This is a genomic window from Streptomyces albiaxialis, from assembly GCF_039530985.1.
Classification (GTDB): Bacteria; Actinomycetota; Actinomycetes; order Streptomycetales; family Streptomycetaceae; genus Streptomyces; species Streptomyces albiaxialis.
Map to the genome: position 1 here is coordinate 721,492 of NZ_BAAAPE010000013.1, position 23,543 is coordinate 745,034.

20 protein-coding genes are annotated in these 23,543 nt (G+C 73.4%); 7 read left to right on the top strand and 13 right to left on the bottom strand.

Features of this window, described 5'->3' with window-relative positions; genetic code table 11:
- Positions 1-64 precede the first annotated feature (64 nt).
- From ABD343_RS26830 to ABD343_RS26875, 10 genes are all read right to left on the bottom strand, one after another.
- The gene (locus ABD343_RS26830; RefSeq protein WP_344531900.1) at positions 65-3,871 is read right to left on the bottom strand and encodes a hypothetical protein; all 3,807 of its coding nucleotides are present in this window, start codon (positions 3,869-3,871) and stop codon (positions 65-67) included.
- Positions 3,872-3,945: 74 nt separating this feature from the next.
- A complete protein-coding gene (locus ABD343_RS26835) occupies positions 3,946-4,419 on the bottom strand; it encodes a Tad domain-containing protein (RefSeq protein WP_425578276.1) in 474 nt (157 codons plus the stop codon).
- Positions 4,416-4,817: a TadE/TadG family type IV pilus assembly protein gene (locus ABD343_RS26840; protein WP_344531901.1), complete on the bottom strand. Its 402-nt coding sequence runs from the start codon at positions 4,815-4,817 to the stop codon at positions 4,416-4,418. Before ABD343_RS26840 ends, ABD343_RS26835 begins: the two co-directional genes overlap by 4 nt.
- A complete protein-coding gene (locus tag ABD343_RS26845; RefSeq protein ID WP_344532260.1) occupies positions 4,817-5,197 on the bottom strand; it encodes a TadE family protein in 381 nt (126 codons plus the stop codon). The genes ABD343_RS26840 and ABD343_RS26845 overlap by 1 nt, the downstream gene beginning before the upstream one ends.
- A gap of 89 nt (positions 5,198-5,286) precedes the next feature.
- Positions 5,287-5,544, bottom strand: a complete 258-nt coding sequence (locus ABD343_RS26850; RefSeq protein ID WP_344531902.1) for a hypothetical protein — start codon at positions 5,542-5,544, stop codon at positions 5,287-5,289.
- A 48-nt stretch (positions 5,545-5,592) separates the two neighbouring features.
- On the bottom strand, positions 5,593-6,528 hold the full coding sequence (locus ABD343_RS26855) for a type II secretion system F family protein (protein ID WP_344531903.1): 936 nt from the start codon (positions 6,526-6,528) through the stop codon (positions 5,593-5,595).
- Entirely contained in the window at positions 6,525-7,484 is a 960-nt protein-coding gene (locus tag ABD343_RS26860) for a type II secretion system F family protein (RefSeq protein ID WP_344531904.1), read from the bottom strand. The genes ABD343_RS26855 and ABD343_RS26860 overlap by 4 nt, the downstream gene beginning before the upstream one ends.
- A gap of 21 nt (positions 7,485-7,505) precedes the next feature.
- Entirely contained in the window at positions 7,506-8,819 is a 1,314-nt protein-coding gene (locus tag ABD343_RS26865; protein WP_344531905.1) for a TadA family conjugal transfer-associated ATPase, read from the bottom strand.
- Between the two features lie 231 nt (positions 8,820-9,050).
- Entirely contained in the window at positions 9,051-10,160 is a 1,110-nt protein-coding gene (locus ABD343_RS26870; protein ID WP_425578277.1) for a hypothetical protein, read from the bottom strand.
- A 109-nt stretch (positions 10,161-10,269) separates the two neighbouring features.
- Positions 10,270-11,019, bottom strand: coding sequence for a hypothetical protein (locus tag ABD343_RS26875; protein WP_344531906.1), 750 nt, complete (start codon positions 11,017-11,019; stop codon positions 10,270-10,272).
- 402 nt (positions 11,020-11,421) lie between these two features.
- On the opposite strand from ABD343_RS26875, the gene ABD343_RS26880 reads away from it, so the two are divergent.
- Positions 11,422-12,177: a class I SAM-dependent methyltransferase family protein gene (locus ABD343_RS26880; protein WP_344531907.1), complete on the top strand. Its 756-nt coding sequence runs from the start codon at positions 11,422-11,424 to the stop codon at positions 12,175-12,177.
- A 390-nt stretch (positions 12,178-12,567) separates the two neighbouring features.
- On the opposite strand, the gene ABD343_RS26885 is transcribed toward ABD343_RS26880, so the two are convergent.
- The gene (locus ABD343_RS26885) at positions 12,568-13,680 is read right to left on the bottom strand and encodes a PucR family transcriptional regulator (RefSeq protein ID WP_344531908.1); all 1,113 of its coding nucleotides are present in this window, start codon (positions 13,678-13,680) and stop codon (positions 12,568-12,570) included.
- A 220-nt stretch (positions 13,681-13,900) separates the two neighbouring features.
- On the opposite strand from ABD343_RS26885, the gene nhaA reads away from it, so the two are divergent.
- Positions 13,901-15,244: a Na+/H+ antiporter NhaA gene (nhaA, locus tag ABD343_RS26890; protein ID WP_344531909.1), complete on the top strand. Its 1,344-nt coding sequence runs from the start codon at positions 13,901-13,903 to the stop codon at positions 15,242-15,244.
- Positions 15,245-15,425: 181 nt separating this feature from the next.
- Here nhaA and ABD343_RS26895 read toward each other — a convergent pair whose 3' ends face one another.
- Positions 15,426-16,742 (bottom strand): glycoside hydrolase family 183 protein, encoded by a 1,317-nt coding sequence (locus tag ABD343_RS26895; RefSeq protein WP_344531910.1) that lies wholly within the window; start codon positions 16,740-16,742, stop codon positions 15,426-15,428.
- A gap of 388 nt (positions 16,743-17,130) precedes the next feature.
- Here ABD343_RS26895 and ABD343_RS26900 point away from each other — a divergent pair, with 388 nt between their 5' ends.
- The 5 genes from ABD343_RS26900 (at position 17,131) to ABD343_RS26920 (ending at position 21,303) form a co-directional block, all read left to right on the top strand.
- Positions 17,131-17,766, top strand: coding sequence for a DUF4360 domain-containing protein (locus ABD343_RS26900; protein ID WP_344531911.1), 636 nt, complete (start codon positions 17,131-17,133; stop codon positions 17,764-17,766).
- 40 nt (positions 17,767-17,806) lie between these two features.
- The gene (locus ABD343_RS26905; protein ID WP_344531912.1) at positions 17,807-18,493 is read left to right on the top strand and encodes a DUF4360 domain-containing protein; all 687 of its coding nucleotides are present in this window, start codon (positions 17,807-17,809) and stop codon (positions 18,491-18,493) included.
- A gap of 127 nt (positions 18,494-18,620) precedes the next feature.
- The gene (locus ABD343_RS26910) at positions 18,621-19,967 is read left to right on the top strand and encodes a hypothetical protein (protein WP_344531913.1); all 1,347 of its coding nucleotides are present in this window, start codon (positions 18,621-18,623) and stop codon (positions 19,965-19,967) included.
- The gene (locus tag ABD343_RS26915) at positions 19,964-20,761 is read left to right on the top strand and encodes an SDR family NAD(P)-dependent oxidoreductase (RefSeq protein WP_344531914.1); all 798 of its coding nucleotides are present in this window, start codon (positions 19,964-19,966) and stop codon (positions 20,759-20,761) included. Before ABD343_RS26910 ends, ABD343_RS26915 begins: the two co-directional genes overlap by 4 nt.
- A gap of 83 nt (positions 20,762-20,844) precedes the next feature.
- Positions 20,845-21,303, top strand: coding sequence for a VOC family protein (locus tag ABD343_RS26920; RefSeq protein ID WP_344531915.1), 459 nt, complete (start codon positions 20,845-20,847; stop codon positions 21,301-21,303).
- 50 nt (positions 21,304-21,353) lie between these two features.
- On the opposite strand, the gene ABD343_RS26925 is transcribed toward ABD343_RS26920, so the two are convergent.
- A complete protein-coding gene (locus ABD343_RS26925; protein ID WP_344532261.1) occupies positions 21,354-23,504 on the bottom strand; it encodes an FUSC family protein in 2,151 nt (716 codons plus the stop codon).
- Positions 23,505-23,543: the final 39 nt, after the last annotated feature.

The window sequence follows — 23,543 nt, forward strand, 5'->3', positions numbered from 1 at the left end:
ACGAGGGTTGCGAAGGCGTGACGATACGGACGCGGAGCGGCTCGTTCCTCCGCCGCTCCGTGCCCTACGGGCGGGCCGCGGGCTGCCAGCCCGGGGCGAGTTCGTCGAGGAGCGCGGCCGTGCGCGGCGGCAGTCCCCGGTCGGCGCCGTGGAGCTGGGCGCTGCGCTCGGTCACCCAGGTGACGGCCTCGCGGAGCAGCGTCTCCTCGCCGGTCGCGTGGGCGGTGCGCAGCAGCTCCTCCCACAGCCGCTCGTCGGAGGGCGCCGTGCGCAGCGCCGCGCGGACCGCGCCCAGCGCTCGGTCGGGCTCCTGCGCGCGGGCGTGCTCGGCGGCCAGCGCGAGCCCCGTCTCCGCGACGAGCAGCGGGTGCTGCGCCTCGGCGACCTCGTGGGCGAGCCAGCCGTAACGGCCCTCCGTCCGGTCGGCGAGCAGCGGTCCCCGCGCCAGCTCCATGGCGTCGGTGAGCTGCCGCCTGCGCACGGCGGCGGACAGCCGGGCCCCGCCCGGCCCCGTCGTGCCGTGGTGCAGGGTGCGCAGCACGTCCCAGTCGGAGACGACCGAGGAGGAGAGCACGAGCCGCCCGTCGCCGTCGGCCGTCAGCCGGGGCCTGCCGTCCGGGTCACGGCCCAGCCAGTCACGCAGCCGCGCGACGAGCGCGTCCCGTACGTCGTCGGTGACGCCCTTCGGCCACAGCGCCGAGGCCAGCACCCTCGGGTGCACGCCCTCGCGGCGCAGCAGGAGCAGCGCCAGGGCCTCGTGGAGCAGCGCGCTGCGGGACTCCTCGGGCTCGGGCAGCCCGAGGATCTCGTACGGGCCGAGCAGGCGCGCGTAGACGCCGGGCCGCCCGCCGTCGCTGAGGTCCACCCGGAAGCCGGGGCCCTGCTCGGGCGCGGCGGGGCTCTCCGTGTCGGCGAACAGCTCGACCACGGCGGCGCGCAGGTGGTCCGGCAGGAGCTGGGCGCGCAGTTCGAGCCCCATCTGCGGCGCGCGCAGCACGCCGTCCGGCGCGATGTCGAACTCCCAGACGGCGCCCGGGAGCTGCCGCCTCCCCGTGCTCACCAGGAAGCCGATGCCGAGCGGATCGGAGGCGCCCGCGAGCGCCGCGAGGCGCGCGGCCTCCTCGTCCGTAGGATCCGAGCCGACGACCACGAGGTGCGGCACCCACTGGTGCTCGCCCCGGGCCGGGCCCGTACGCCCGGCGAGCACGGTGTCCTGGCCCGCGCCGCGCAGCGCCCCGCGCCGTACGCCCGACTCCGTCTCCATCGCCTGGAGCAGCCCGGAGAGGTCGGCGACGTGCCGGACGCGGGCGGGCGCGAGCGGCGTCAGGTCCTCGCCGAAGCCGACGAGGGTGAGCGTCATCCTGTCCGCCCAGCCGCTGGTGGCGAGTTCGGCGACGAGCGAGGCCAGCACGGCGGAGCGCTCCTCCGCCTCGCCCGTGACCGTGACGAGGCCCGGCACCGACTCCAGGTTCAGCAGCAGCCGGGCGTCGCCGCGCATGCCGAGGCTGACGAGCCCGGGGTACGGGGCCGCCACGGAGCCGCCGACATCCACCCGGGTGTGCGTGCGCTGGATGCTCCAGAAGCTCGCGTTCTGCCCGAACCGCCAGGGGGCCGGGGGCTGTCCGCACTCCTCGGACAACTGGAGGTGCAGCTCCTGGTCGGTCAGCCAGGCCGCGTAGACGACCGGCAGGGTCCTGCCCTGCGCGCCGAGGTCCTCCGAGAGCCCGCGCAGCGCGCGGTCGAGGAAGCGGACGGCGCCCGGGTCGGCGCCGACGAACAGCGCGTCCCGTACGAGCGCCGCGGGCTCGGAGGGCGGCGGGAAGTCGTGCGCGGGCGTCCGGCCGCCGCCTCCGGTGACGGCCTTCCACAGCGCCTCGCGGCGCCGCCTGCCGAGCGCGGCCAGCAGCCCGGCGGCCAGCAGGGGCGCCCCGATGAGGGCCTCGGGCAGGCCGATCGGCGAACCGCCCTCGTCCCCGCTCCCGTCCCCGCCCTGGTCCCCGCCCTGTCCCGCGTCGGCCTGGGGCGTGTGCTTCTCGTCGGCCTGTACGTCGGGCCCCGAGGTGTCCGCCTCGGGCGCGGGGGCCGGGTCGGTCTCGGGGGCGGGGGCGGAGTCGGTGTCGGGGGCGGACGGCGCTTCGGAGGGCGCCTGCGCTGCCGGGTCCTGCTCGGGCGCGGGGTCCCCCGCGTGCCGTCCCTTCTCGCCCTTCTCGCCCTTCTCGCCCTTCTCCCCGGTCGCCGTGTCCGGTGCGGGGCGGGCCTCCGTGTCGCCCGAGGCGTCGGTGCCCTTGTCCCCTCGGGACGGGCCCTCGGCGGAGTCCGACAGGTCGGTGGACGACTCGTCGCCCGCGCCGGGCACGCCCGCGTGCGCGAGGTCGGAGCGCGGGTCCTTCTTGCCGCCGCCCTTGTCGGCGCCGTCCTTGCCGCCGCCGTCGCCCTTGCCCGCTTCGGGCTTGTCGGTGTCCGGCTTGCCGGTGCCGCCGTCCCGTACCGCGTCGTCCTCCGAGGCGCCACCGTCCCCCTTGCCGGGCGCGCCCTTGTCGGGCCCGGCCTTGTCGGGAACGTCCTCCGCGATGTCGCCGGGCTGGTCGATGCCGGGGCCGGTGTCGTCGGACGCGTCCTCCGAGTCGCCGGGCCGCGTCGGCTCCTGCGCGCCGGGCCGCTCCGGGACGGACTGCTCCTGGCGGTCGGGGGTGTGCCGGGACGGGGGGACGTCGAGCTTCTCCTCCTTGCCGTCCCGCTCCTCCGGCCGGTCCGGCGACGGGGACGCGTCCTCGGACGGCGTCGACCGGTCCGGACGGCCCTGGTCCGTGCCGCCCTTGTCCGCGCCGTCCGGCCGGGACGGCGTGTCCGGCCGGCCCGCGTCGTGGCGTGCGCCGCCGTCCGGGCTCTGGGAGTCCCAGTCGCCGCCGTTGCCCTGGTACTCCTCGAACTGCCGGCGCTGCTGCTCGCTGATCTCCGGTGCCTCGTCGGGCATCTCGACCAGCTCGCCGCCGTGCGCGTCGGCGGGCATCTCCATGATCCAGCCGGGCCGGATGAGGCTGGCCTCGGACAGCTTGGAGCCGTCGGGCTGCTCGCGGTCCTTGTTGAGGCGGTAGATCTCCTTGTAGCGGCGGCCGTCGCCGAGGTGGCGCTCGGAGATCTCCCAGAGCGAGTCGTGGTGGCGGCCCTCGGGAGGCTGGATCCGGTAGAACTTCGTGGACCCCTGCGTGCCCCCCGCCTTACGGGCCTCGCCCGAACCGCCGGTGGAGTACGAGGCCGGGGTCAGGTGGTCGCTGCCGCCCATCGTGCCCATGCCGGAGCCGCCCCGCCCGTCGGCGTGGGCCGCGCCCGTACCGTACGCTCCGTGCCCGCCGTGCTGGCCCGGGAGGAGCTGGGCCGCGGCCACGGTCCGGCCGTCGTTCTGCTGCGGGAAGGACTGGCCGAGCTGGGCGATGCCGGGCGCGAAGCTCGCCGCGGTCGAGCCCAGCAGCAGGACGGCGGCGACGAGTTGCCGGGCCAGCATCTGGCTCGGCCCCGCGCCGGGCACGTGCGCGGGCAGCCCGACGCCCGAGACGGCGGCCTTGACCTCGACCAGGACGCACGCGGTGAACTGCGCCCAGGCCAGCCACACCACGACCGTCAGCACGTTGATGAACATCCCCGCGCTGACCTCGTCCTGGAGCGAGCCCAGCGAGGGCAGGCTGTGCGGCAGGGGCCAGCCGATGAAGTACGCGAGGGCGCCCGGCACGCCCACGAGCAGCACCGTCAACGCGAGGAAGGCGAGCAGCGCCTTGACCACGTCGCCGAACGTCCGCCGGGTCCGCACCTGGACGGGCGTACGCGAACGGGGCGTACCGGAGGGTCCGGAGGGTGAGGTGCTGCGGCGGGCCATGTCGTGTGCTCCCCGTGAGACGTCGCTGATGCTGTGGAGTTGCCGCTGCTCCTGACGGCGCGGCCGGTCCGGCGCTATCCCGTCACGGACTCCGCCTTCGCCGTGCCGTGGACCTCGACGGGCTCGGTGTAGAAGAGGCCGGTGAGCACGGGCCGGTAAGTGAGCCGGATGCGCACCTCGACCTGTTGCGCGCTGGCGGCGACGCAGCCCGACGCGGCGACGTCGGCGCCGGACAGCCCCGACTGCTGGGCGAACTCGGTGACGCGTGGCTGGCAGTTCTCGTAGTTGATGGGCGCGTTCTTGCCCTGGCTCTCGCGCAGGGCCTCCTCGTCGATGTCCTGCGCGGCGTACCGCGCGGCCTGCTCGGCGATGTCGGCGGCGCGCTCGCGCTGCGAGATGGACAGGCCGCCGTCGACGACGAAGGCGGCGAGCACCATGAACAGCACGGCGAAAAGGATCACGGCCCCGGCGCCGGATCCGCGGTCGCCCTCCCGCCGGTGCCACGCGCGGAGCGCGGCCAGCCGGTCCCGTACGACCTGGCCGTTCACCCTGTCCTCCGGTACGGGTCGATGGGGGAGCTGGACTTGCCGGTGATGGTCTTGCCGATGTCGAGGCCCAGCATCCCCAGGCCGCGCACCTTGCAGCTCACCTCGACGGTGAAGATGCCGCCCGAGCGGTAGTCGCCGCCCGCCCGGACCTCGATGCCGTTGGCACAGGTGTCCTTGAGGGTGGCCTCGGCCGCGTCCCGGGCCGCGCCGGTGGCGGCGTTGAAGTCGCCGTGCTGGAGCGAGCCCGCGCGCGCGGCGTCGCGCGCCGCGCCGTCCACCTGGCCACGCCCGTCGACCAGTTGGCCGAAGGCGACCAGCACCAGGATGAACAGCATCATCACGGGCGCGAGGATCACGACCTCGATCGTGGAGAGACCTCTGTCCTCCCGTACGCCCATCAGCCACCCCCGTCCGGGACGAAGCGCTCGACGGGCCCCTGCGAGACCGCGTGCACCGTGAAGTCGAGCCCGGGGAAGACCGAGGGCACCTTGGCCTCGATCTCCACGCCGACCGTGTCCTGCTCGGGCTGGAGCGTCGTCACGTCCGGCTTGAGCACGAGCTGCGGGCCGAGCTGGTCGATGTACTCGCCGACCTTCTGCTGCGCCTCGCCGCGCCAGCCGCCCGCGTTGGCGTCGGCCTGCTGCCGGGCCTTGCGGGCGCCCGCCTGCGCGGCGGCCTGCGCCACGTGGTCGGCGAAGAAGTAGAGCGCGAACTGCACCGTGGCGAAGATCAGGAAGAAGAGCACCGGGGTGAGGATCACGAACTCGATTCCGCTCATGCCGCGGTCGCCGCGGTCGGAGATCTCCTCCCACCTGCGGCGTACGCCCCGCACGAACCGGTCCCGTCCCACCTGCCGACGCCCTGTCCCTAGTCGCAGGTTCCGTTGGCGTCCGCGTCGTCGATGCAGTCGCTCACCTTGTCGGCGCCGTTCTTCAGCGCCATGTTGATGATCGCCGCGACCACGCCGACGATGGCGACGACGACCGCGGAGATGATCACCCACTCGACGGCCGAGGCGCCCCGGTCGAGTTCGCCGGAGCGGGCCCGCTGGATACGGCCGCGGAGGAAGGTCACCATCAGGTCGACGGCGGGGTGGCTCGTCGGTTTGAAGGGGTTCACCGGCATCGTTCTCGGTCCTTTCGGAAGAGGAGAGGTGGGGGAGGGAGGGCCCGGTCAGATCTGGAAGACGCGCATGGCGGCGGGAAAGATGAGAAAGACGAGAAAGCCGGCGCACAGCATGAGCTGTGCGACGAGCATCGACTGCGACTTCTCCCCGGCGCTGCCCTCGATCTCCGCTAGCTCCCTGTGCCGCATCGTCTCGGCGCGCGACGCGAGCGAGGCCCGCACCTTCGCGCCGTCGTCGGCGACCAGCGCCAGGGAGGCCGACAGGTCCTTCAGCTCGTCCACGCCCAGCCGTACGCCGAGCTGGCCCAGGGCCTGCCACTGGCTCTGCCCCGTGATCCGCGCGTCCGCGAGGGCGTCCCGGATCCGGCGCAGCGCCCATCCGTCGCTGACCTCGCTGGCCGCCTTCAGGGCCTCGGGCAGGCCGCGCCCGCCCGCGAGGTTCATGGCGACCAGGTCGAGATAGGCACCGACCACGCGCCGCAGGTCACGCCGCTTGTCGGCGGCGTCGCGCCGGACCTCCAGGTCCGGCAGCATGAAGAAGAGCCCGGCGAAGAAGAGCGCCAGCCACACCGGGATCAGCGGGCTCTGCCCGAACCCGGCGAGCCAGGCCAGCGAGAAGAGGAACGGCCCGAAGAAGAGCCCGGTCGCGCCCAGCAGCACCTTCGTCGCGAGGAAGTTCTCCCAGCCGCGCTCCAGGACGTCCAGGTCGGAGCGGAGGCTGCGCATCTCCCAGCCCTGCCGCACATAGAACGCGGCGAGCCGCTCCCCGAGCCGGGCCCGGGGCTCCGCGAACGGGCCCGTCAGCTCGGGCCCGGTGGCGGCGCCCGGCACGGGCTGGTGCGCGGCGGCGCGGGCGCGCAGCGCGTCGATCTCGGCGACCGAGGCGACGGCCCCCTTCTTGCCGGGCGCGATCGCCCGTACGAGCAGGAAGAGGCCGAGGCCTATGAGGGCGCCGGTCAGCGCGGTCAGCGTGAAGGTGTTCATCGCGGCAGCGCCTCCCCCGGGGACGCGGGCACGCCGTCCGCCGCGCCGGCCGCGGGCTGCTGCCCGTCCCGGGGCGTCAGCGCGCCCTCCTCGGCGCGGGTCAGGAACCGCTCGGGCGTCTCGATCCGCGACAGCTTCCGCAGCCACCAGAAGCCGCAGGCGAACATCGCGCACACGCACAGCAGCACGACCTGGCCCAGCGGGGTGCCGTAGGGCTTGACGAAGTCCCGGTTGAAGACCGCGAGTCCGAGGACGAACGCCACGCTGACGCCGACCACGATCTGCACGCTGCGGCGCGTCGAGGCGCGCTGCGCCATCACGCGCTGCCGCATGTCCACCTCCTCACGCGCCGACTTGGCGAGCGCGCCGAGCACCTCGCGCAGACCGGGCCCGCGCAGCCGCGAGTTGAGGATCAGCGCGGCCACGACGATGTCCGCCGAGGGGTCGTTCAGCTCGTCGGCGAGGTGCTGGAGCGCGTTCGGCAGCGGCGTACGGGCGCGCAGCCGGTCGATCAGCGCGTCGAGATGGGGACGGAGCGAGGGCGCGGCGGCCCGCGCCGAGGCGGGGATCGCCTGTTCGAGGCCGACGGCGCCCGCGATGGTGTCGCGCAGCGACTCCGTCCAGGCGGCCAGCGCCTCCACGCGGCGCATGGCCGCGCGCTCCTCGGCCGCGCCGCCGAAGAGCCGGTCCCAGAGGAAGACGAGCACGCCCGTGGCGATCGCGGCCACCGGCCAGCGCGTCAGCAGCAGCACGAGGAGACCGCCGCACACGGCGATCGAGCCCCGCTTGCTCATGAACCGCGCCAGCTCGGAGGCGCGTTCGCCCGCCTTCTCCTTCTCGGCGTGCGACTTGGCGGGCAGTCCGCGCACCGCGACGATCAGCAGCGCGAGGCCGCCGCCCACCGCGACGCCGCAGCCCAGCGCGTACAGCGTGTCCAGGGAGAAGATGCCGCTCATACCACCCGTGACAGGCACTTCTCACCCCCAGTTTCCGGTCGGCTTGTATCCGTAGACGGACAGTTCCTGCGCACAGGAGATCGGGGCGTGGGCCATGACCCGCCCGTCGGGCGTCTCGGTGAACACCTCGCTGGAGAGCACCCGGCCGTCCACCCCGTTGATCTCCCGTACGGAGGTCACGGAGCGGCTGAGACGCCCGCCGGTCTGGTAGGCGTTGCGCCGCTCGACGAAGACCACGAAGTTGATCGCCCCGGCCACGAGCATCTGGCTGGCCTCGATCGGCAGCCGCTCGTTGGCCTGGAGAGCGTAGGTCGAGATGCGGTTGAAGACCTCGCTGGAGCTGTTGGCGTGAATGGTGGACAGGGACCCGTCGTTGCCCTGCGACATCGCGTTGAGCATGGTCACGATCTCGTCGCCGAGGACCTCGCCGACGATCACCCGGGACGGGTTCATACGCAGCGACCTGCGCACCAGTTCGGCCATGGTGATGGCGCCGTGCCCCTCGGAGTTCGGCAGCCGCTCCTCGAACGCGACGACGTTCGGGTGCAGATCCGGGAAGTGCTCCAGGCCCAGCTCCAGCGCGCGCTCGACGGTGATGAGGCGCTCGTGCGCCGGGATCTCGTTGGCGAGGGCCCGCAGCAGTGTCGTTTTGCCCGCGTTGGTCGCGCCCGCGATCATGATGTTCTTGCGGGCGCGGACGGCGGCGGTCAGGAAGCTCCCCAGCTCCGGGGTGAGCGTCCCGTTCCCAACCAGGTCGGAGACGAAGACCTTGCCCATGCGGGCACGGCGGATGGAGAGCGCGGGGCGCCGCGTCACGTCCATCACGGCCGAGAGCCGGGAGCCGTCCGGGAGCCGCAGGTCGAGCTGCGGGTTCGCGGAGTCGAACGGCCGCGAGGACAGGCCCGAGTAGGCGCCCAGTATCTGGATCAGCTCGACGAGTTCCTCGTCGGACTCGGCGACGGGCTCGCCGCGCGTCTCGTGCCCGTTGGCGTAGCCGACGAACACCTGGTCGTAGCCGTTGACGTCGATGTTCTCGACCTCGGGGTCGTCCAGCAGCGGCTGGAGGCGGCCCACGCCGAAGAGCGCGGCGTGCACGGCGGCGGCGTACGCCTCCTCCGCGCGCGCGTCCGGAGGGGTGCGCCCGGCGGTGATCTCCGAGCGCGCGTACTCCTCCAGGATCTGCGCGATGACGGCACGCGCGAACTGCCGCTCGTCCTCGGTCGTCATCGGCGCGACGCCGGACGCCTGATCGATCCGACGCTGATCGGCGATCCGGTCCCCGGCCTCCTGCCGGAACCGCTTCACCAGGGTGTGGTCGACGGTGGTCTCACTCACGCCGGCCTCCCGAACGGTCGGTATACGGGCCGAACAGAGACTGCCCCTTGCCGTGCTTCGCGGGGAGCGCCGAGCATCGTGGCCGCTCGCGCAGTTCCCCGCGCCCCTGACGGGGCACGTCTGCTTCTCCCTGCTGTGCTTGGGAGGTCTGCCACTGGGGGTACCCCCTGCTCGAAGAGCTTGGGGGAGCAGGGCTGGCAAGCGCAGCCCTCTTCGCCGGGTGCGTGGTGCTCATTGGCCTGCCCCCTCTGCCCGGGGCAGTCGGAATTGCTGGGTCTCGTCCGGAGTGGGCTGGGGCTGAGGCTGGGCCCGCGACTGGAGGTTGCCGCCCTGGAACCGCCGGGCACGCGCCTGCTCCAGGTCCTCGGAGAGGGGACGAGGCTGCGGCATGGGCTGGGCCGGAGGCTGAAGCTGAGCCGGAGGCTGAGGCTGAGCCGGAGGCTGAGAGGCGGGCGCACCCTGGGGAAGCTGGCCCGCGGGCCGGGGCCCAGCCGCGAGCTGACCCGGCGCCTGCTGAGGCGAGGACGGCGCCGTCGTCCACGCCGCCCCGTACTGCCGGTGGAGGTCGACGGCGACCTTGCGCACCGACCGTACGAGCAGCGACTTGTCGACGCGCCCCCTCCGCCGCCCCGCCAACTGCGCCGCCCCCGCGGAGTCGTGCGCCAGCACACCCATCACCTGGGCCCCCGCGCGGGAAGCGACCAGCATGTCGTTGACCTGCCCGGCGATCTTCGCGCTGCCCTGCGCCTCGGCGATCAGGACCACGCCGATCAGCGGCTGGGCGAGCTGCGCCGCGCCCCGGTGGCCGCCGTGCAGCCGCGCGGAGAGCGTGGCGGCGCGGTCCCGTACGCGCGCGAGCTGCTCGGGCTCCGTACGGGACAGCAGCAGCACCAGCGCCGCGTGCTCGAAGAGCGCGACGGACGCCGACTCGGGTCCCACGCGCCCGCAGTCCGCGATGACGTCGGCCGCCGACGCCGGGTCCGGCACGTCGGCGAGCGTGGCGAACGCGCGGCCGAGCGTGGCCCACTGACCGGCGAGCCCGGCGGACTGCTCGGCGTTGCCGAGGCCGACGAGCACGTCGAGGCCGCCGGAGAGCCGCTGGGTGTGCTCCCAGAGCTGCTCGGGGGCGAGCCCCCGGCGCGCGCTCGCGGCGAGCGAGAGCATGCCCGTGTTGGGTTCGAGCGGACCCCCGTCCGCGCTCGCGCTCCGGTAGACGAGGTCGCCGCCGGCCGTGTCCACCTCGGCCAGCAGCGCGCGGCGCGGCCACACCGCGGACAGGGCGACCGCCGCCGTGGTGACGCCGGGCGCGCCCTTGTCCGCGGCGAGTGCGATCAGCGCCATCTAGCTCCGCACCTTCTTCCCGCTGTCCCCGTTGTCCCCGCTGGTCCTGCTGTTCCTGCTGTTCCCCGTTGCTCCCCCGTGCCCTCCGCCGGGGAGGGCCGGTTCCCGCTCAACTGCCACTGCCGGACCCGGGTCCGAGAACCAGGGACACTTCGCCGCTGGAGGCCGCCGAGGTCAGGGCCGCTGCGTCGGACTCGTCGACGACGACGGAAACCGGAAGATCCCCGCTGAACGAGGAATCCTCGGTGTTCTTCTTGATGGACTGCACCCTCGCGCCCTCGGTAATCAGCGTGTCGGTCCTGCCGGAAGAACTCCCGCCGCCCGTACCGCCATTACCGGAACCGCCCGTGCCGCCGCCGGAGGAACCCCGGTCGCCCACGCGGTACGCAGCGACGGAATCCCCTTCTTCGAGCCGGGCCGGATACTGGCCGCTCTTCAGGGAGAGACCGACGACGACCTTTCCGTCCGCGAGCCCCTTCTCCTTGGTGAGCATGCTGCCCACGAGAACGGCTCCGTCGACGAGATCGGTGGCGGCGCGGTACTTCTTCAGCAGACCGCGCTGTTCCCAGCGGACGTACTTGATGTCGCTGTCCTCGGCCACCATCACCGATTTGATCGCCGAGTCCGGCACGGGCTGCCCCTGGGGCACCCGCTCCGTGATCGCGATCGCCTCGATACGGTCGCCCGCGCGCATCACCAGGACGGTCGCGCCGAGCGCGCCGAGCAGCACCAGCAGCACGGCCAGGGCGGCCAGCGCGGGCTTGCGCTCCCGGGGAGCCGAGGGCAGCCGGTCCCCGGCGAGGGCCGTGCCCGTGGCCGCGCGATTCGCACCCGCGGCGCTGCGCTCCTGGGTCTTCATATCACCACCCCCGTCACCATTTGCACCAACTAACCCCCGTCACCTCTATGTCGGACATACCCCCGTGAACCGACAGGTGACCACGCCGTGTAAATCCAAGGCACAGTATCAGCGCCCCACGCCCCCCTCAAGGCGCTTCCTGGCCCCAGGAACGCCCTGCAGAAGGGGAGTTCCCTGTGTCTCACGCAGGGACAGGAAGAACCGGTTCCACAATCTGTGCCAGCTTCACGTATTCGCCGCGCGGAGTTCTCCGCAAGGGGCGCGGGAACAGCAAAAGTTGACGATGCAACCGCGAACACGGAGCCCCCGGAAGGCCCTTCGGAAGATCACCGCATGCGTGCTGGACAGCGCCGCGGTGCAGACAGAAGAAGAGACGGAACAGGGGAAAGGGGAGGGACTCCGATGAGCGGCAGGACCGAGAGGGTCATGCGGACCGCGGCACGCGGTCTGCTCGGGACGGTGGGACGCGCGAGCAAGGGCGTCCGCATCGGCCACCGGCACGGCTTCGACAGCGCCCTGGCACACGACTACGTGTACGCGAACACGCCGCACGGCCTCCTGGGCGTCCTCGGCGCGGGACGGCTCGTCGACCGCGCGTACCTCGGCGCCCGGGAGGCACGCGCGCTCCGCGCCCGGTACGCGCTGCTCCAGCGGATGCTGCGCGAGGAGATCGCGGGCAGGGGCGGCGAGATCGTGGTGCTCGACGCCGCGTCGGGCCCCGGGCGCTGCCTCCAGGACCTGGTCGCCGAGGAGCAGCCGGGCGGCCAGCTCCGGGTGGTCTGCCGGGATGTGGCGCCCGAGGCACTCGCGCGGGGCCGCCGCCTGGCGCGGGAGCGGGGGCTGCCGCCGGGGGCGCTCACGTTCGAGTGGGGCGACGCGCTCGACCCCGCGCCGCTCCCGGGCGGGCTGCGCCCGGACCTGGTGGTGGTCCCGGGGCTCTACGAGCGGATCGCGGACGGCGAGACGGTGCGCGCCTCGCTGGAGGCGCTGCGGGCGCTGCTCGCGCCCGGCGGAACGCTTCTGTTCACGGCGCGGCGCGGACGGCCGGCCGACGAGGCCGGGATCTGGCCCGTGAAGGCGGGCTTCGCCGAGGACGCGGTCAGCAGCCGCCGCGAGGCGAGCGGGCGATTCTCGGTCACGCGCTGCGCCACCGTGTGATGTCCGGAGACGTACGAACCCGGCAATCAGCGTCCCGGAGGCTCCCCGCGCGGACCGCTCCCGGCGGCGCGTGCGGCGGGGCCCGGTCGCGACGGAGAGCCGATGCCCCCACCCCCGTCGAAGGCATCGGCTCCCGTCGGACACCGCGTCTCCCCGTCGCGGTGTGCCGTCATCCTGACACTCCCCGTCGCGAAGACACACTTCCTGATCCTGGCAATCTTTACGCCCCATTTACGTCCGGCTCGGGGTGGAACCGTGCCCGGTTCCAGCGGTGATCGACACCTGTGCCACGTCTCCGCCACGGAACGGGCACAGATCTCCGGACAGGGAACGGGCGAGCGAACCCCCGAAACGGGCATGCGTGATGTGGGAACGGGCAGCGGGAGCGGACTACAGATCGTTTTCCGGCCAGCCGAGCAGCCGGGCGCCCAGCTCCGCCGTCTCCAGCGTGAAGCGCTGCAGGGCGTCGCCAGGGTCGTAGCCGGTGAGGGTGCGGATGCGCTCCAGGCGGTAGGAGAGGGTGCGCACGCTCACGCCGAGCCGGCGGGCGGCCTCCGCGTTGACGTAGCCCGCGGCGGCGCACACCTCCAGCGTCTCCAGCAGCGGCCGGGCCCCGCCGCGCGCCTGACCGAGCGGCCCGAGGACGGTCCGTACGAGGTCCGCCATGGCCTCCCGGTCGCGCAGCAGGACCGGGAAGACGAGCATCTTGCCCGCGTGCACCCGCACGGCGGGCACGCCGATGCGGTCGGCGAGCCGCAGCGCCTCGACGGCCTCCTCGTAGCTGCGCACCACGCCGCCCGCGCCCGCGTGCTCGCGCCCGAAGGCCACGCGCCGCGCCGCCGCGTAGCCGCGCCCGGGGTCCTCGGCGAGCCGCGCGAAGGCCTCCATCACCGTGCTGTCGCCGCTGCCCGCGATGCACACGAGCCGCCCCTCCTTGGTGGAGAGCAGCACGTCGTGCTCGCCGAACCGGCCCAGCAGCTCGCGCTCCACGCGCCGCACGGTGGGGTGCACGTCGTCGTACTTCTCGGCCGCAGCGGCCACCGCCACCACGTGCCGGTCCGCCAGGTGCAGCCCGAAGCGCTGGGCGCGCTCGGCGAGCCTGCCCAGGTCGCTGCGCCCGTAGAGGAGGTCGTCGATGAACTCGCGCCGCTCGCCCTCCTCCTGCCGTACGGCCAGCCGCTGCGCCCGCTCGTGCCCCTCCCCCAGCGCGGCGACGACCGCGTCGACGGCGCCGAGCACGGAGTCGCCCGTACGGATGTGGCCGCGGGGCCCGAGGGCGCCCGCTCCCAGCACGCCGGGCAGCGTGGCCCACAGCCGCCGGGTCTCGGTGAGATAGAGGCCGACGAGTCCCCGGAGCCCGTAGCCGCTCTCGGCGGCGCGTTCGCCCAGCTCGCGGAAGGCGTCCAGCTCGTCGCGGCGCGGCAGCCGCCCGGTGTCCGAGATCACCGCCAGCAGGCGGGGGTAGGAGCCCAGGAACTCGCTGGGTATCGGCTCGCGCTTCATAGGACGGGCTTCATCTGGGTCGCTGCTTCTCCGGGTCGGCGGGGGCACAGCGTATGCGAGGTCCCCTTGCGCACGTCCGTACGCGTACGAGTACGGTGTCAGGGAGACGTCAAGATCACGTCAAAGGTGTGCCGGGAAGACTGGTCGGCGGCGCGGGAGCCCCTCCCCGGGGGCCACCGCGTCCCCCTGCCGTTCCCGCACCCGCACGGAGAGCCTCCCCATGACGTCCCCCTCCCCCTCGCCCTCCTCCTCCACGTCCCTGTTCGGCCGCCCCTCGGCCAAGGAGCGCAAGCACCTCACGGACGCGCTGCGCACCGAGACCGTGGGCGGGATGGTGCTGCTGTTCGCGGCCGTGGTCGCGCTCGTCTGGGCGAACACCCCGCTGAGCGGCGTGTACGACACGGTGCGGGACTTCCACTTCGGCATCCCGGCGCTCGGCCTGGACCTCTCCGTGGAGCACTGGGCCTCGGACGGCATCCTGACGATCTTCTTCTTCGTCGCCGGGATCGAACTGAAGCGCGAGCTGACCGTGGGCGAGCTGCGCCGCCCGGCCGCCGCGGCGCTGCCCGTGGTCGCGGCGGTCTGCGGGATGGCGGTGCCCGCGCTGTTCTACGTCGCGGCGAGCGCGGCGGGCGGCGGGCAGATGCAAGGCTGGGCCATCCCGATGGCGACGGACATCGCCTTCGCGCTCGGCGTCCTCGCGGTGATCGGCACGAACCTGCCGTCCGGGATCCGCGCCTTCCTCCTCACCCTCGCCATCGTCGACGACCTGGGCGCGATCATGGTGATCGCCGTCTTCTACACCTCGACCCTCAACTGGTGGGCGTTCGGCGGCGCGGTCGCCGGGCTCGTCCTCTTCCGCGTGCTGCACGTCAATCTGCGGGTGCGGGGCTGGTACGTGTACGTGCCGCTGGGCCTGGTGATCTGGGGGCTGATGTACAACAGCGGCGTGCACGCGACGATCGCGGGCGTGGCCATGGGCTTCCTGCTGCGCGTCTCGACGAAGGAGCCGGACGAGGTCTCCACCGGGGAGCGCGTCGAACACCTGGTCCGTCCGCTGTCGGCGGGGTTCGCGGTGCCCGTCTTCGCGCTGTTCTCGGCGGGCGTGGCCGTCTCGGGCTCGGCGCTGGCCGAGACGTTCCGGCAGCCGGAGGCGCTCGGCGTGATGCTGGGGCTGGTCGCGGGCAAGTTCCTGGGCGTCTTCGGCGGCACGTATCTCGCGGCGCGCTTCACCCGGGCCCGCCTCAACCCCGAACTGGCGTGGTCGGACGTGGCGGGCGTCGCGATGCTCGCGGGCATCGGCTTCACCGTCTCGCTGCTGGTGACGGAGCTGGCCTTCACGGGGCCCGCCGTGACGGAGCACGCGAAGGCGGCGGTGCTCGTCGGCTCCCTCTTCTCCGCGCTGGTCGCGTGCGTCCTGCTGAAGGTGCGCGACGCGAAGTACCGGGCGATGTGGGAGGAGGAGACCCGCGACGAGGACGCGGACGGCGTCCCCGACATCGACCAGGACCCGGACCCGTCCCGCCGCCCGACGGAGGCGGCCCGCCGCACCGAGGGCTCCTAGCCCGTGCCGGGCGGCACATGGCTGCCCTCCCCTCAGGGCTGGGCAGGGGGTGCCCCTGACGGGGCGCTCAGAGGAGTGCCCTCAAGGGGCGCGGGGAACTGCGCACCCAGCCACGGCGCACTCGCACCCTGCGAAGCACAGCACGGGGCACCCTCTGCTCAGCCCCCGTCCCGGCCACGCCCTATTTCTTCTTCGCGGGCGACGTGACCAGTCGCAGAAAGCGGGGCCGGTAGTAGGCGACGTCCTGGTGGATGACGCTGGAGTTGTTCATGACGTTCACGTCGTAGCTCATCAGCAGCTCGCCACCGCTCGTGTCGAACTCGGCGTGCGCCTGCGGGTTGTAGGGGACCGCGCCCGCCTCCTTGCCGCCCGGCGGCAGCGGCGGCGCGGCGACCTTGCTGGGTCCGTGCCAGGGCCCGGTCGGGGTGCACGACCAGTACGAGACGACGTCCGTCAGCCCGCTGCCGCCCGCGTCCATCGTCATCAGCAGCCAGGTGTCGCCCCGCCGTACGACCGTGTACGTGCCGGTCGCGCCGCGCTGGTCGGTCTCGCCGACGAGTATCGGCACGGACTTCGCCGGGTCGCCCTGCCAGCCGAGCCCCTTGGCGCCCGCGCTGGACTTGCCCTCGGTGCCGCGCCCGGCGCCGCCCCAGTACTCCCACGCGTCCTTGTCCGCGAGCCGCCCCTCGGGGGCGCGCGCGACGTGGGCCCGCGAGGGCTTGCCGCTCACGCTGCCCTCGTCCGCGCCGAAGACGTACGTCCAGCCGCCCTCGGTGATCGCCGAGGTGCCGTAGAGCACGCGGCGTTCGACGTCGGTGTGGCGCGGCTCGTAGATCGTGCGGATGTCCTCGACCTCGAGGTCGGGCAGCGAGAGGGTGGCGACCTCGCTCGCCCTCGGCACCCCGAAGATCCAGGGCGCGGTCCCGGCCTCGCGCTGCCAGAGCAGCACCCGGACGACCTTCTCCTTCGACCCCGGCGACCTCGGCTCGACCACGCCCTGTACGGGCCAGCGCCACGCCTCGCGGCCGTCGCCGGTGGCGGTACCGGGGAAGAGCGCTGTCGGCCGGCTCTCCTCGCCGCCGAGCAGCGTGCGCTGGAAGCGGCCCTCGGCCGACATCACGAGCCCGGAGTTGCGCACCCAGACGGGGTTGGGCTTGCGGCTCTTGCCGCCGTAGACCTCGTCGAGGAAGGTGTCGGCCGACAGCCACAGGGTGCGGCCGTCGGGCAGCCGTACGGTCCGGGTGCCGTCGCCGCCCGTCCAGTCGTCGAGGCGCGCGTTGTCGTTCCCGTACCGCGCCAGCTCCGCGTTCATCCCCTCGGCGGCCCGCCACCCCGTCACGCGCGCGCCGGAGCACCCCCGGTCCTCGCCGCTCCCGGGCGCGGACAGCAGCACGGCCACGAGCAGCAGGGCCGCGGCCAGCCCGAGCCAGGCGGTCTTCGAGGTGACAACGGTGGGGACGGTGGGGGGAGTTCTGCGGAACGCTCTCCGACGCGGCATCACGCCACAGGCTAGGCCGCGCCACCCCTCCCCCGATTGTCACGCGCCTCACAAATCTCGGGGTTATGGTCGCATGCTTTCCGTGTCGCCCCCTGTGGTCTACGCGCGCGCAAGACACCTGGCGGGACGCCCGGTCCTGGACAGGACGGGAGGTGACCCGTGTTCTCGCATGTCACGACATCACCGGCACTCCGCGAATATGGCCTGAATACCGTTACCCAAAGCTTTCTCAGGTCTTTTTCGGAGAACGCTCTCAGTCGTACGCTTACCGCGCCGCAGCACGCGTCCCCAGAAATTCGCGGTCTGCTCCTCCTTTCCCTCTCTCCGCGTTTCTCTCCGGAATTCCCCGCGCGGCACACCCTTGTTTCCGAAAGGAGATGTCAGAGCGATGTTCGGTGCCCTGCTCACCGGCGGATTCGCGGCGCTTCTCGCGTCCACGACGCCCGCCCAGGCCGTACCGGCGGCTGCCGAGATCCCGCCGCAGAAGATCGAGGTGTCCGTCCAGACCGTCAACGGTTCCGGATGCCCCAGGGGAACGACCGCCGTGGGCGTCTCCCACGACAACACCGCGTTCACCGTCACGTACAGCGATTATCTCGCGAGAGCGGGCGGCGACTCCGATCCGACCGACATGCGCAAGAACTGCCAGCTCAACCTCAACGTGCATGTGCCGCAAGGATTCACCTACGCCATCGCCGCCGTGGACTACCGCGGATTCGCGCACCTGGAGAACGGCGGCCAGGGCCTCCAGAAAGCGAGCTACTACTTCCAGGGCTCCTCCGACACCGCGCGCCAGAGCCACAGGTTCGAGGGCCCGCTCTCCGACAACTGGCAGACCAGGGACAGCACGGACTACAGCGCGCTGGTCTGGGCGCCCTGCGGCGAGGACAAGAACTTCAACATCAATTCCGAGCTGAGGGTCAACGCCGGTTCGAGTGGCGCCAAGAACACCAGCTTCATGTCCATGGACTCGACCGACGGCAGCGTGAGCACGGTCTTCCAGCTCGCCTGGAAGAAGTGCTGAGCACCGAGTAGCCCCATCCGCCACCAGAAATGAGGGAACCATGCCCGGTGCTCTTCTGGCCGGCGGCGCCTTGGCCGCCCTGCTCGCCTCGACTCTCGCCGGTACGTCCGCCCACGCGGGCGGCCCGGTCTTCGAGGACCCGCCCGACGACTCGATCGTCATCAAGATCGCGACTGTCAACGGCTCGGGGTGTCCCCAGGGCACCGCCGCCGTCGCCGTCTCGCCGGACAACAAGGCGTTCACCGTCACCTACTCCGACTATCTGGCCCAGGTCGGCAAGGGCGCCAAGCCCGTCGACTTCCGCAAGAACTGCCAGCTCAACCTGATCATGCACGTGCCGCAGGGCTTCACGTACGCGATCGCCAGCGTGGACTACCGCGGCTACGCCCACCTGGAACAGGGCGCCTCCAGCATCTCCAAGGCGAGCTACTACTTCCAGGGCTCGCCCGAGACCACGACGCACACCCACAACTACGCCGGGGCCTACGACGACAACTGGCAGGCCACCGACAAGACCGACTACGCCCATCTCGTCTGGGCCCCCTGCGGTGAACTCCGCAACTTCAACATCAACACCGAGCTGCGCGTCAACGCGGGCACCTCGGACACCAAGAACACCACGAGCTTCATGACCATGGACTCGACCGACGGCGACGTGAGCACCGTCTACCACTTCGCCTGGAAGAAGTGCGACCAGCCGCCGAAGCGGCCGCCGCAGCGCCGGTAGTGATCCGACCGGTCCGACCCCGTCACGGGCGGGTCCCGCGCCCCTCGGACCCGCCCGTGACGGCTCCTTCGGGCGTACGCATACAGTGCGGGGACACACAGCGCGACAGCACGGGGGAGAGCTTCAGATGGCGGCGGGTGCGGGACAGCCCGGGGAACTGCTGCGGCGCGAGCTGGCCGGGCGGCTGCTCTTCTCGTGGACACTGCTCGTCCTGGGGCTCTGCGCCGGTACGGGCATGATCTTCGCGGGCATCCACGACCGGGTCCGGAACACGGCCACCAGCCCCACGGCGGCGCTCGGTTCGCTGATCGCCGGAATCCTGGTCACCCTCGCCGCGCTCGCCCTCTCCGCGCTGCTCGCCCTGCGCAGCCGGGACCGCGTCCGGCTCTTCCGCGCGCACGGCCCCGAGGTGCTCGCGATCGTTCCCCCGCTGCGCGGAGCACGGGCCGCGTGGACCACCGTCTCCACGCTCGGACTGCTGCTCGGCGCGCTCTTCCTCGTGGCCGGACTCGTCGAGGCGGCCAAGGACGACCCGTACGAGCAGGCCGACCCATACATCTACGCCGCGCTGCTCCTGTGGGCCGTACTGGTGTGCGCGGCGGGCGTGGCGGGGATCGTGAAGGCCCGCCGCTTCACCTCCCCCGGTCCCGGCACCGGTCCCGGCACCGCCCCCGTGGACCTCGCCAAGCCGGGGCGGGGCACCGCGCGTCCGGCCCGCCCCACCGCGCCGCCCCTCTACCTGCGGATCAGCGGCGAGCCCCTCGCCCCGCACCGGCTCAGTCCGCGCCTCGCCGCCCGTATCGCCGGGCTCTCCCGGGGCGCGGCCGTCGCGCTCGCGCTTCTCGCGACGCTCGTCGGCGGCGTGCTGGCGGCGGCCACCGCGCTGCTCCCCGTGCACCTGGGCACGGGCACCTTCTGGCTGCTGTTCTTCGGCACCGGGCTCTATCTCCTCGTGCTCTACCTGGAGTTGATCCACTACGGGCCGCGCCGCCGGTACGCCGTGCTCCTCGCGGGCGCCTTCATCGGGCTGCTCGTCGTCGCGGGCACCGGCTTCAGCACGGCGGTGCTGCTCGACCGGGGCCGCTGGGTGGACACCACCGTGGAGAGCGTGCGGGACTCCTCGAAGGGCGGCCCGAGCTGCGCGCTGCTGCCGGAGGGCGACGACACCGTGCTGAGCAGGCGGATGAGCTGCCGCGGGCTCGACGTCGGCGACGAGGTCCGCGTCTTCCACGACCCGGACGGCGAGGCCTCGCCGCGCCGTTCGGAGCCCGGCGGGATGACCGGGTTCACCGTCGGGTGGAACGCCGTCACGGCCGCCGCGCTCGGCCTCGCGCTGATGTCGGCCCTCTACGGGCACCGCCGCAGGCGCGAACTCGCCCACGCCCAGGACCCGGGCGCGGACAGGGGCAGGGGCACGGGCACGGGCCGGAACCAGGGCACGGGAGACACGGAAGACACGGGAGACGACTCATGACCACCGCCCCCACCCCTCCCTCCTCCGGGCCCCGGGCCGTCTATCCCGACCTCGCGGGCAAGGTCGCCGTCGTCACCGGCGGTTCGCGCGGGATCGGCGCCGAGACCGGGCGCGCGCTGGCCGCGCAGGGCGTCGCCGTCTGCCTCGTCGGCCGGGACAGGGCCGCGCTCTTCTCCGTCGCGGAGAGCATCGGCAAGGCGGGCGGCCGGGCCACGGGCGCCGTCGCCGACGTCACGGACGCGCGGGCGCTCGGACGGCTCGCCGAGCGGGTCGCCGGGGAGCTGGGCCCCGTCGACATCGTCGCGGCGTTCGCGGGCGGCCGGGGCACGCCCGTCCCCGCGCTCGAACTCGGCGAGGACCGCTGGCGCCAGGCGCTCGACACGGAGCTGACCTCGGCGTTCCTGACCCTGCGTACGTTCCTGCCCGGCATGGTCGAGCGGGGCGGGGGCGCGTGCCTGACGATCTCGTCGCCGCCCGAGCGGCGGCCCGGCGGCGCCAACCTCGCCCACGGCGTCGCGAACGCGGGCCTCACCGCGCTGACCGCCCAGCTCGCCGCCGAGGTCGGCCCGTACGGCGTCCGCGTCAACTGCCTGGCCCCCACCACGGTCCGCACCGGACGGGTCGCCCGGCAGATGCCGCCCGAGGCCCAGCGGGAGGCCGCGGCCCGGCATCCGCTGGGGCGGCTGGGCGAGGCGGCGGACGTGGCCTCGGCCGCGCTCTTCCTCGCCTCGGACGCCGCCTCGTGGCTCACCGGGCTGACGATCGACGTCGCGGGCGGGCGTATCACCAACTGAGCTTCGCCCGCCGTCAGTTGCGCGGCGACCTGGGTGCGGCTAGAGAAGACACCGTTCCTCCGCACCAGAGAACGGACGTCGCCATGCCACTCGACTGGAAGCTCGTCATCGACTGCGAAGACCCGCACCGCCTGGCCCACTTCTGGGAGCGGGCCCTCGGCTACACGGCCGAGGACAACAGCGCCCACATCGAGCGCCTGCACAGCATGGGCGCGATCACCGAGGGCCAGATCGCCACGGACGACCGGCACGGCGGACGCAAGGCATGGCGGCACGCCGCGGCCATACGCCACCCGCACGACCCCGTCGACCCCGACACCGGGGCCGGACTGGGCAGACGCCTGCTCTTCCGCACCGTCCCCGAGGAGCGACAGGGCAAGGACCGGCTCCACCTGAACCTGCACCCGGGGCCCGACGCGCGCGAGGCGGAGGTCAAACGGCTGGAGGCGCTGGGCGCGACCACGCTGCGCGTGGTCGTCGAGCCGGGCGGCCACCTCGTGGCGATGGCCGACCCGGAGGGCAACGAGTTCGAGGTCCGGTGAGTCCCTGACCGGCAGCCGCGCCCCTACTTCGGCTACTTCGGCTACTTCGGCTACTTCGGCTCGACCGCCTCCGCGAGGTCGTCCAGCGCGTCCGTCAGCAGGTCCGCCGTCCGCAGCCCGACGGGCGGCGGATCGCCCGCGCGCGCGTTCCACCGCTCCAGCGCGGCATGGACCTCGCTCCAGTCCACCGGCTCGCTCTCCCGTACGGCCGTGACGGCGGCGGCGACCGCGGGCGCCAGCGCGGCGGCGAAGTCGGCCGCGCCCCGCGAGGGTTCCGCGTCACGGCCCGGGATGTGCGCCTCCAGCAGCATCGCCGCGCGGCCCATGGTCACCAGCGCCGACTGCGCGCCCGTCGCGGACCGCTGGGAGAGCCGCCCCCGGTGCCGTACGGGCTCGGCCTCGGCGCGGCTCACGGACTGGTCCCACTCCTGGCGCGCGGCCCGCGCGTCGAGCAGGGCCTCGCGCACCTGGCGCGGGGCCCGTTCGGCGGGGTCGGCGAGGGTGTCGAAGAGGGCGATGGCGTACCGCCCGTTCGCCTCCAGCCAGTCGGCGAGCCGGTCGCGCAGCAGCGGGGTCTCCCAGGCGGGGAAGAGCGCGTAACTCAGCATGGCCAGCACCCCGCCGGTCGCGGTCAGCCAGACCCGTTCGAACGCGGTCTGCGACCACAGGGTGCCCGCGATGCCGAGCAGGAAGACGACGTACGCGCCGGTGCAGGCCGAGGTGATCGCGTACCCCGTCCCCATCAGCAGATACATCAGCCCCACCGCCACCACGGCGAGCCCGGCGCTCAGATACGGGCCGGGCCCCAGCACGGCCATCAGTCCGCCCGCGACGCCGACCCCGACGAGCGTCCCCGCGAAGCGCGCGACGCCCCGCTCGTACGTACGGGAGAAGTCCGGGCGCAGCACCATCACGGCGGTCAGCGGGACCCAGTAGCCGTGCGCGGGCGGCAGTGTCTTGCCCAGCAGATAGCCCGCCGAGGCGACGGCGCTGACGCGCACCGCGTGCCGCAGGATCGGCGAGGACCAGCGCAGTTCGCGGCGGAAGGCGCGCAGCGCGATCGGGACCATCGCGGCGAGCGAGGGCCGGTGCAGATGCCGGGGCCGCTGCGGCTTGCTGACCGGGAAGCCGTGCCCTTCCCACTCCCCGTCCAGCGTCTGCCAGGTCTCGCGCGGCCGCAGCCCCGTCCTGCTCACCTCAACGGGCTCCTGCGCGGCCTCCACCGCGTCGTCGGTGAGCGCGATCAGCCGCAGCGCGGCCTTGCGCGCGGGCCCGCTCAGCACGCCGCCGCCCTCGGGCACTTGGAGGATCTCCAGCGCCTCCTCCGGGATCCGCACCCGCTCGCCGCGCCGGATGGCCCGCGCGGTCGCGTCGAGCACGGTCGCGGCGGCGCCGAGCAGCTCCCGCACCCGGGTCCGCTCGGGCCCCTCCAGCGGCGCCCCGCCCACGACGGGGTCGGCGAGCGAGCCGAGCACCGGCCGGAACCGCTCGGCCATCGCCCGGTACCCGTGCAACTGCCGGGGCCTGCGCCGCGCCTGCCGCGGCGTGATCGCCGCCGCGCTGCGCGCCTCGATCAGCGGCTCGGGGTCGAAGGGCGCCATCGGATCGTGCCGCAGCCGCCGCGCGTAGTCCGCGACGCCCGCGAGCGCGTCGGCCAGCGTGTCCCGCCGCTCGCCCCACGGCCGTACGGGGAACAGCACGATCAGCCCCGCCTGCACCACCCCGCCGAGCGCGATCAGCCCGGCGTGGCTGAGCGCGCCCAGCAGGGTCGTCGGCAGGGTGACGGTGATGAGCATGACGGCGACGTTCAGCGCCGCCACGACCCCCGAGGTGGGCCCTATCCCCCACGCCATCCCGGCCAGGAACGCCCACACCGCCACCAGCAGCACGAACGCCGACGTGGAGCCGATCAGCAGATACCCGAGGAACGTCGAGAGCGCCAGCCCCGCCGCCGCGGCCAGCGCCAGCACGGGCCGCGGCCGCCAGCTCCGCTGAAAGGTCGCCACCCCCGAGGCGAAGGCCCCGAACGCGCTGGACACCGCCAGCTCCGGCGACCCCACCGCCAGCGCCACCCCGATCACGACGGCCACCCCGCACGCCCCCCGCAGCGCGATCAACGGCGTCAACGAGGCCCGCTCCACACTCAGCCCGGACACGGCCGTCTCCTTGAGCGCCCGGAGCCAGGGCAGGGGTGTCGCCATCACACCCTTGAGAATACGGGGACAGAAGGGGACGAAGAC

Bases quoted from the DNA above. Each gene is read 5' to 3' on its own strand.
- ABD343_RS26830 (WP_344531900.1), bottom strand. From the start codon at position 3,871: ATGGCCCGCCGCAGCACCTCACCCTCCGGACCCTCCGGTACGCCCCGT.
- ABD343_RS26840 (WP_344531901.1), bottom strand. From the start codon at position 4,817: ATGGGCGTACGGGAGGACAGAGGTCTCTCCACGATCGAGGTCGTGATC.
- ABD343_RS26845 (WP_344532260.1), bottom strand. From the start codon at position 5,197: ATGAGCGGAATCGAGTTCGTGATCCTCACCCCGGTGCTCTTCTTCCTG.
- ABD343_RS26850 (WP_344531902.1), bottom strand. From the start codon at position 5,544: ATGCCGGTGAACCCCTTCAAACCGACGAGCCACCCCGCCGTCGACCTG.
- ABD343_RS26855 (WP_344531903.1), bottom strand. From the start codon at position 6,528: ATGAACACCTTCACGCTGACCGCGCTGACCGGCGCCCTCATAGGCCTC.
- ABD343_RS26860 (WP_344531904.1), bottom strand. From the start codon at position 7,484: ATGAGCGGCATCTTCTCCCTGGACACGCTGTACGCGCTGGGCTGCGGC.
- ABD343_RS26870 (WP_425578277.1), bottom strand. From the start codon at position 10,160: ATGGCGCTGATCGCACTCGCCGCGGACAAGGGCGCGCCCGGCGTCACC.
- ABD343_RS26875 (WP_344531906.1), bottom strand. From the start codon at position 11,019: ATGAAGACCCAGGAGCGCAGCGCCGCGGGTGCGAATCGCGCGGCCACG.
- ABD343_RS26880 (WP_344531907.1), top strand. From the start codon at position 11,422: ATGAGCGGCAGGACCGAGAGGGTCATGCGGACCGCGGCACGCGGTCTG.
- ABD343_RS26885 (WP_344531908.1), bottom strand. From the start codon at position 13,680: ATGAAGCGCGAGCCGATACCCAGCGAGTTCCTGGGCTCCTACCCCCGC.
- nhaA (WP_344531909.1), top strand. From the start codon at position 13,901: ATGACGTCCCCCTCCCCCTCGCCCTCCTCCTCCACGTCCCTGTTCGGC.
- ABD343_RS26895 (WP_344531910.1), bottom strand. From the start codon at position 16,742: ATGCCGCGTCGGAGAGCGTTCCGCAGAACTCCCCCCACCGTCCCCACC.
- ABD343_RS26900 (WP_344531911.1), top strand. From the start codon at position 17,131: ATGTTCGGTGCCCTGCTCACCGGCGGATTCGCGGCGCTTCTCGCGTCC.
- ABD343_RS26905 (WP_344531912.1), top strand. From the start codon at position 17,807: ATGCCCGGTGCTCTTCTGGCCGGCGGCGCCTTGGCCGCCCTGCTCGCC.
- ABD343_RS26910 (WP_344531913.1), top strand. From the start codon at position 18,621: ATGGCGGCGGGTGCGGGACAGCCCGGGGAACTGCTGCGGCGCGAGCTG.
- ABD343_RS26915 (WP_344531914.1), top strand. From the start codon at position 19,964: ATGACCACCGCCCCCACCCCTCCCTCCTCCGGGCCCCGGGCCGTCTAT.
- ABD343_RS26920 (WP_344531915.1), top strand. From the start codon at position 20,845: ATGCCACTCGACTGGAAGCTCGTCATCGACTGCGAAGACCCGCACCGC.
- ABD343_RS26925 (WP_344532261.1), bottom strand. From the start codon at position 23,504: ATGGCGACACCCCTGCCCTGGCTCCGGGCGCTCAAGGAGACGGCCGTG.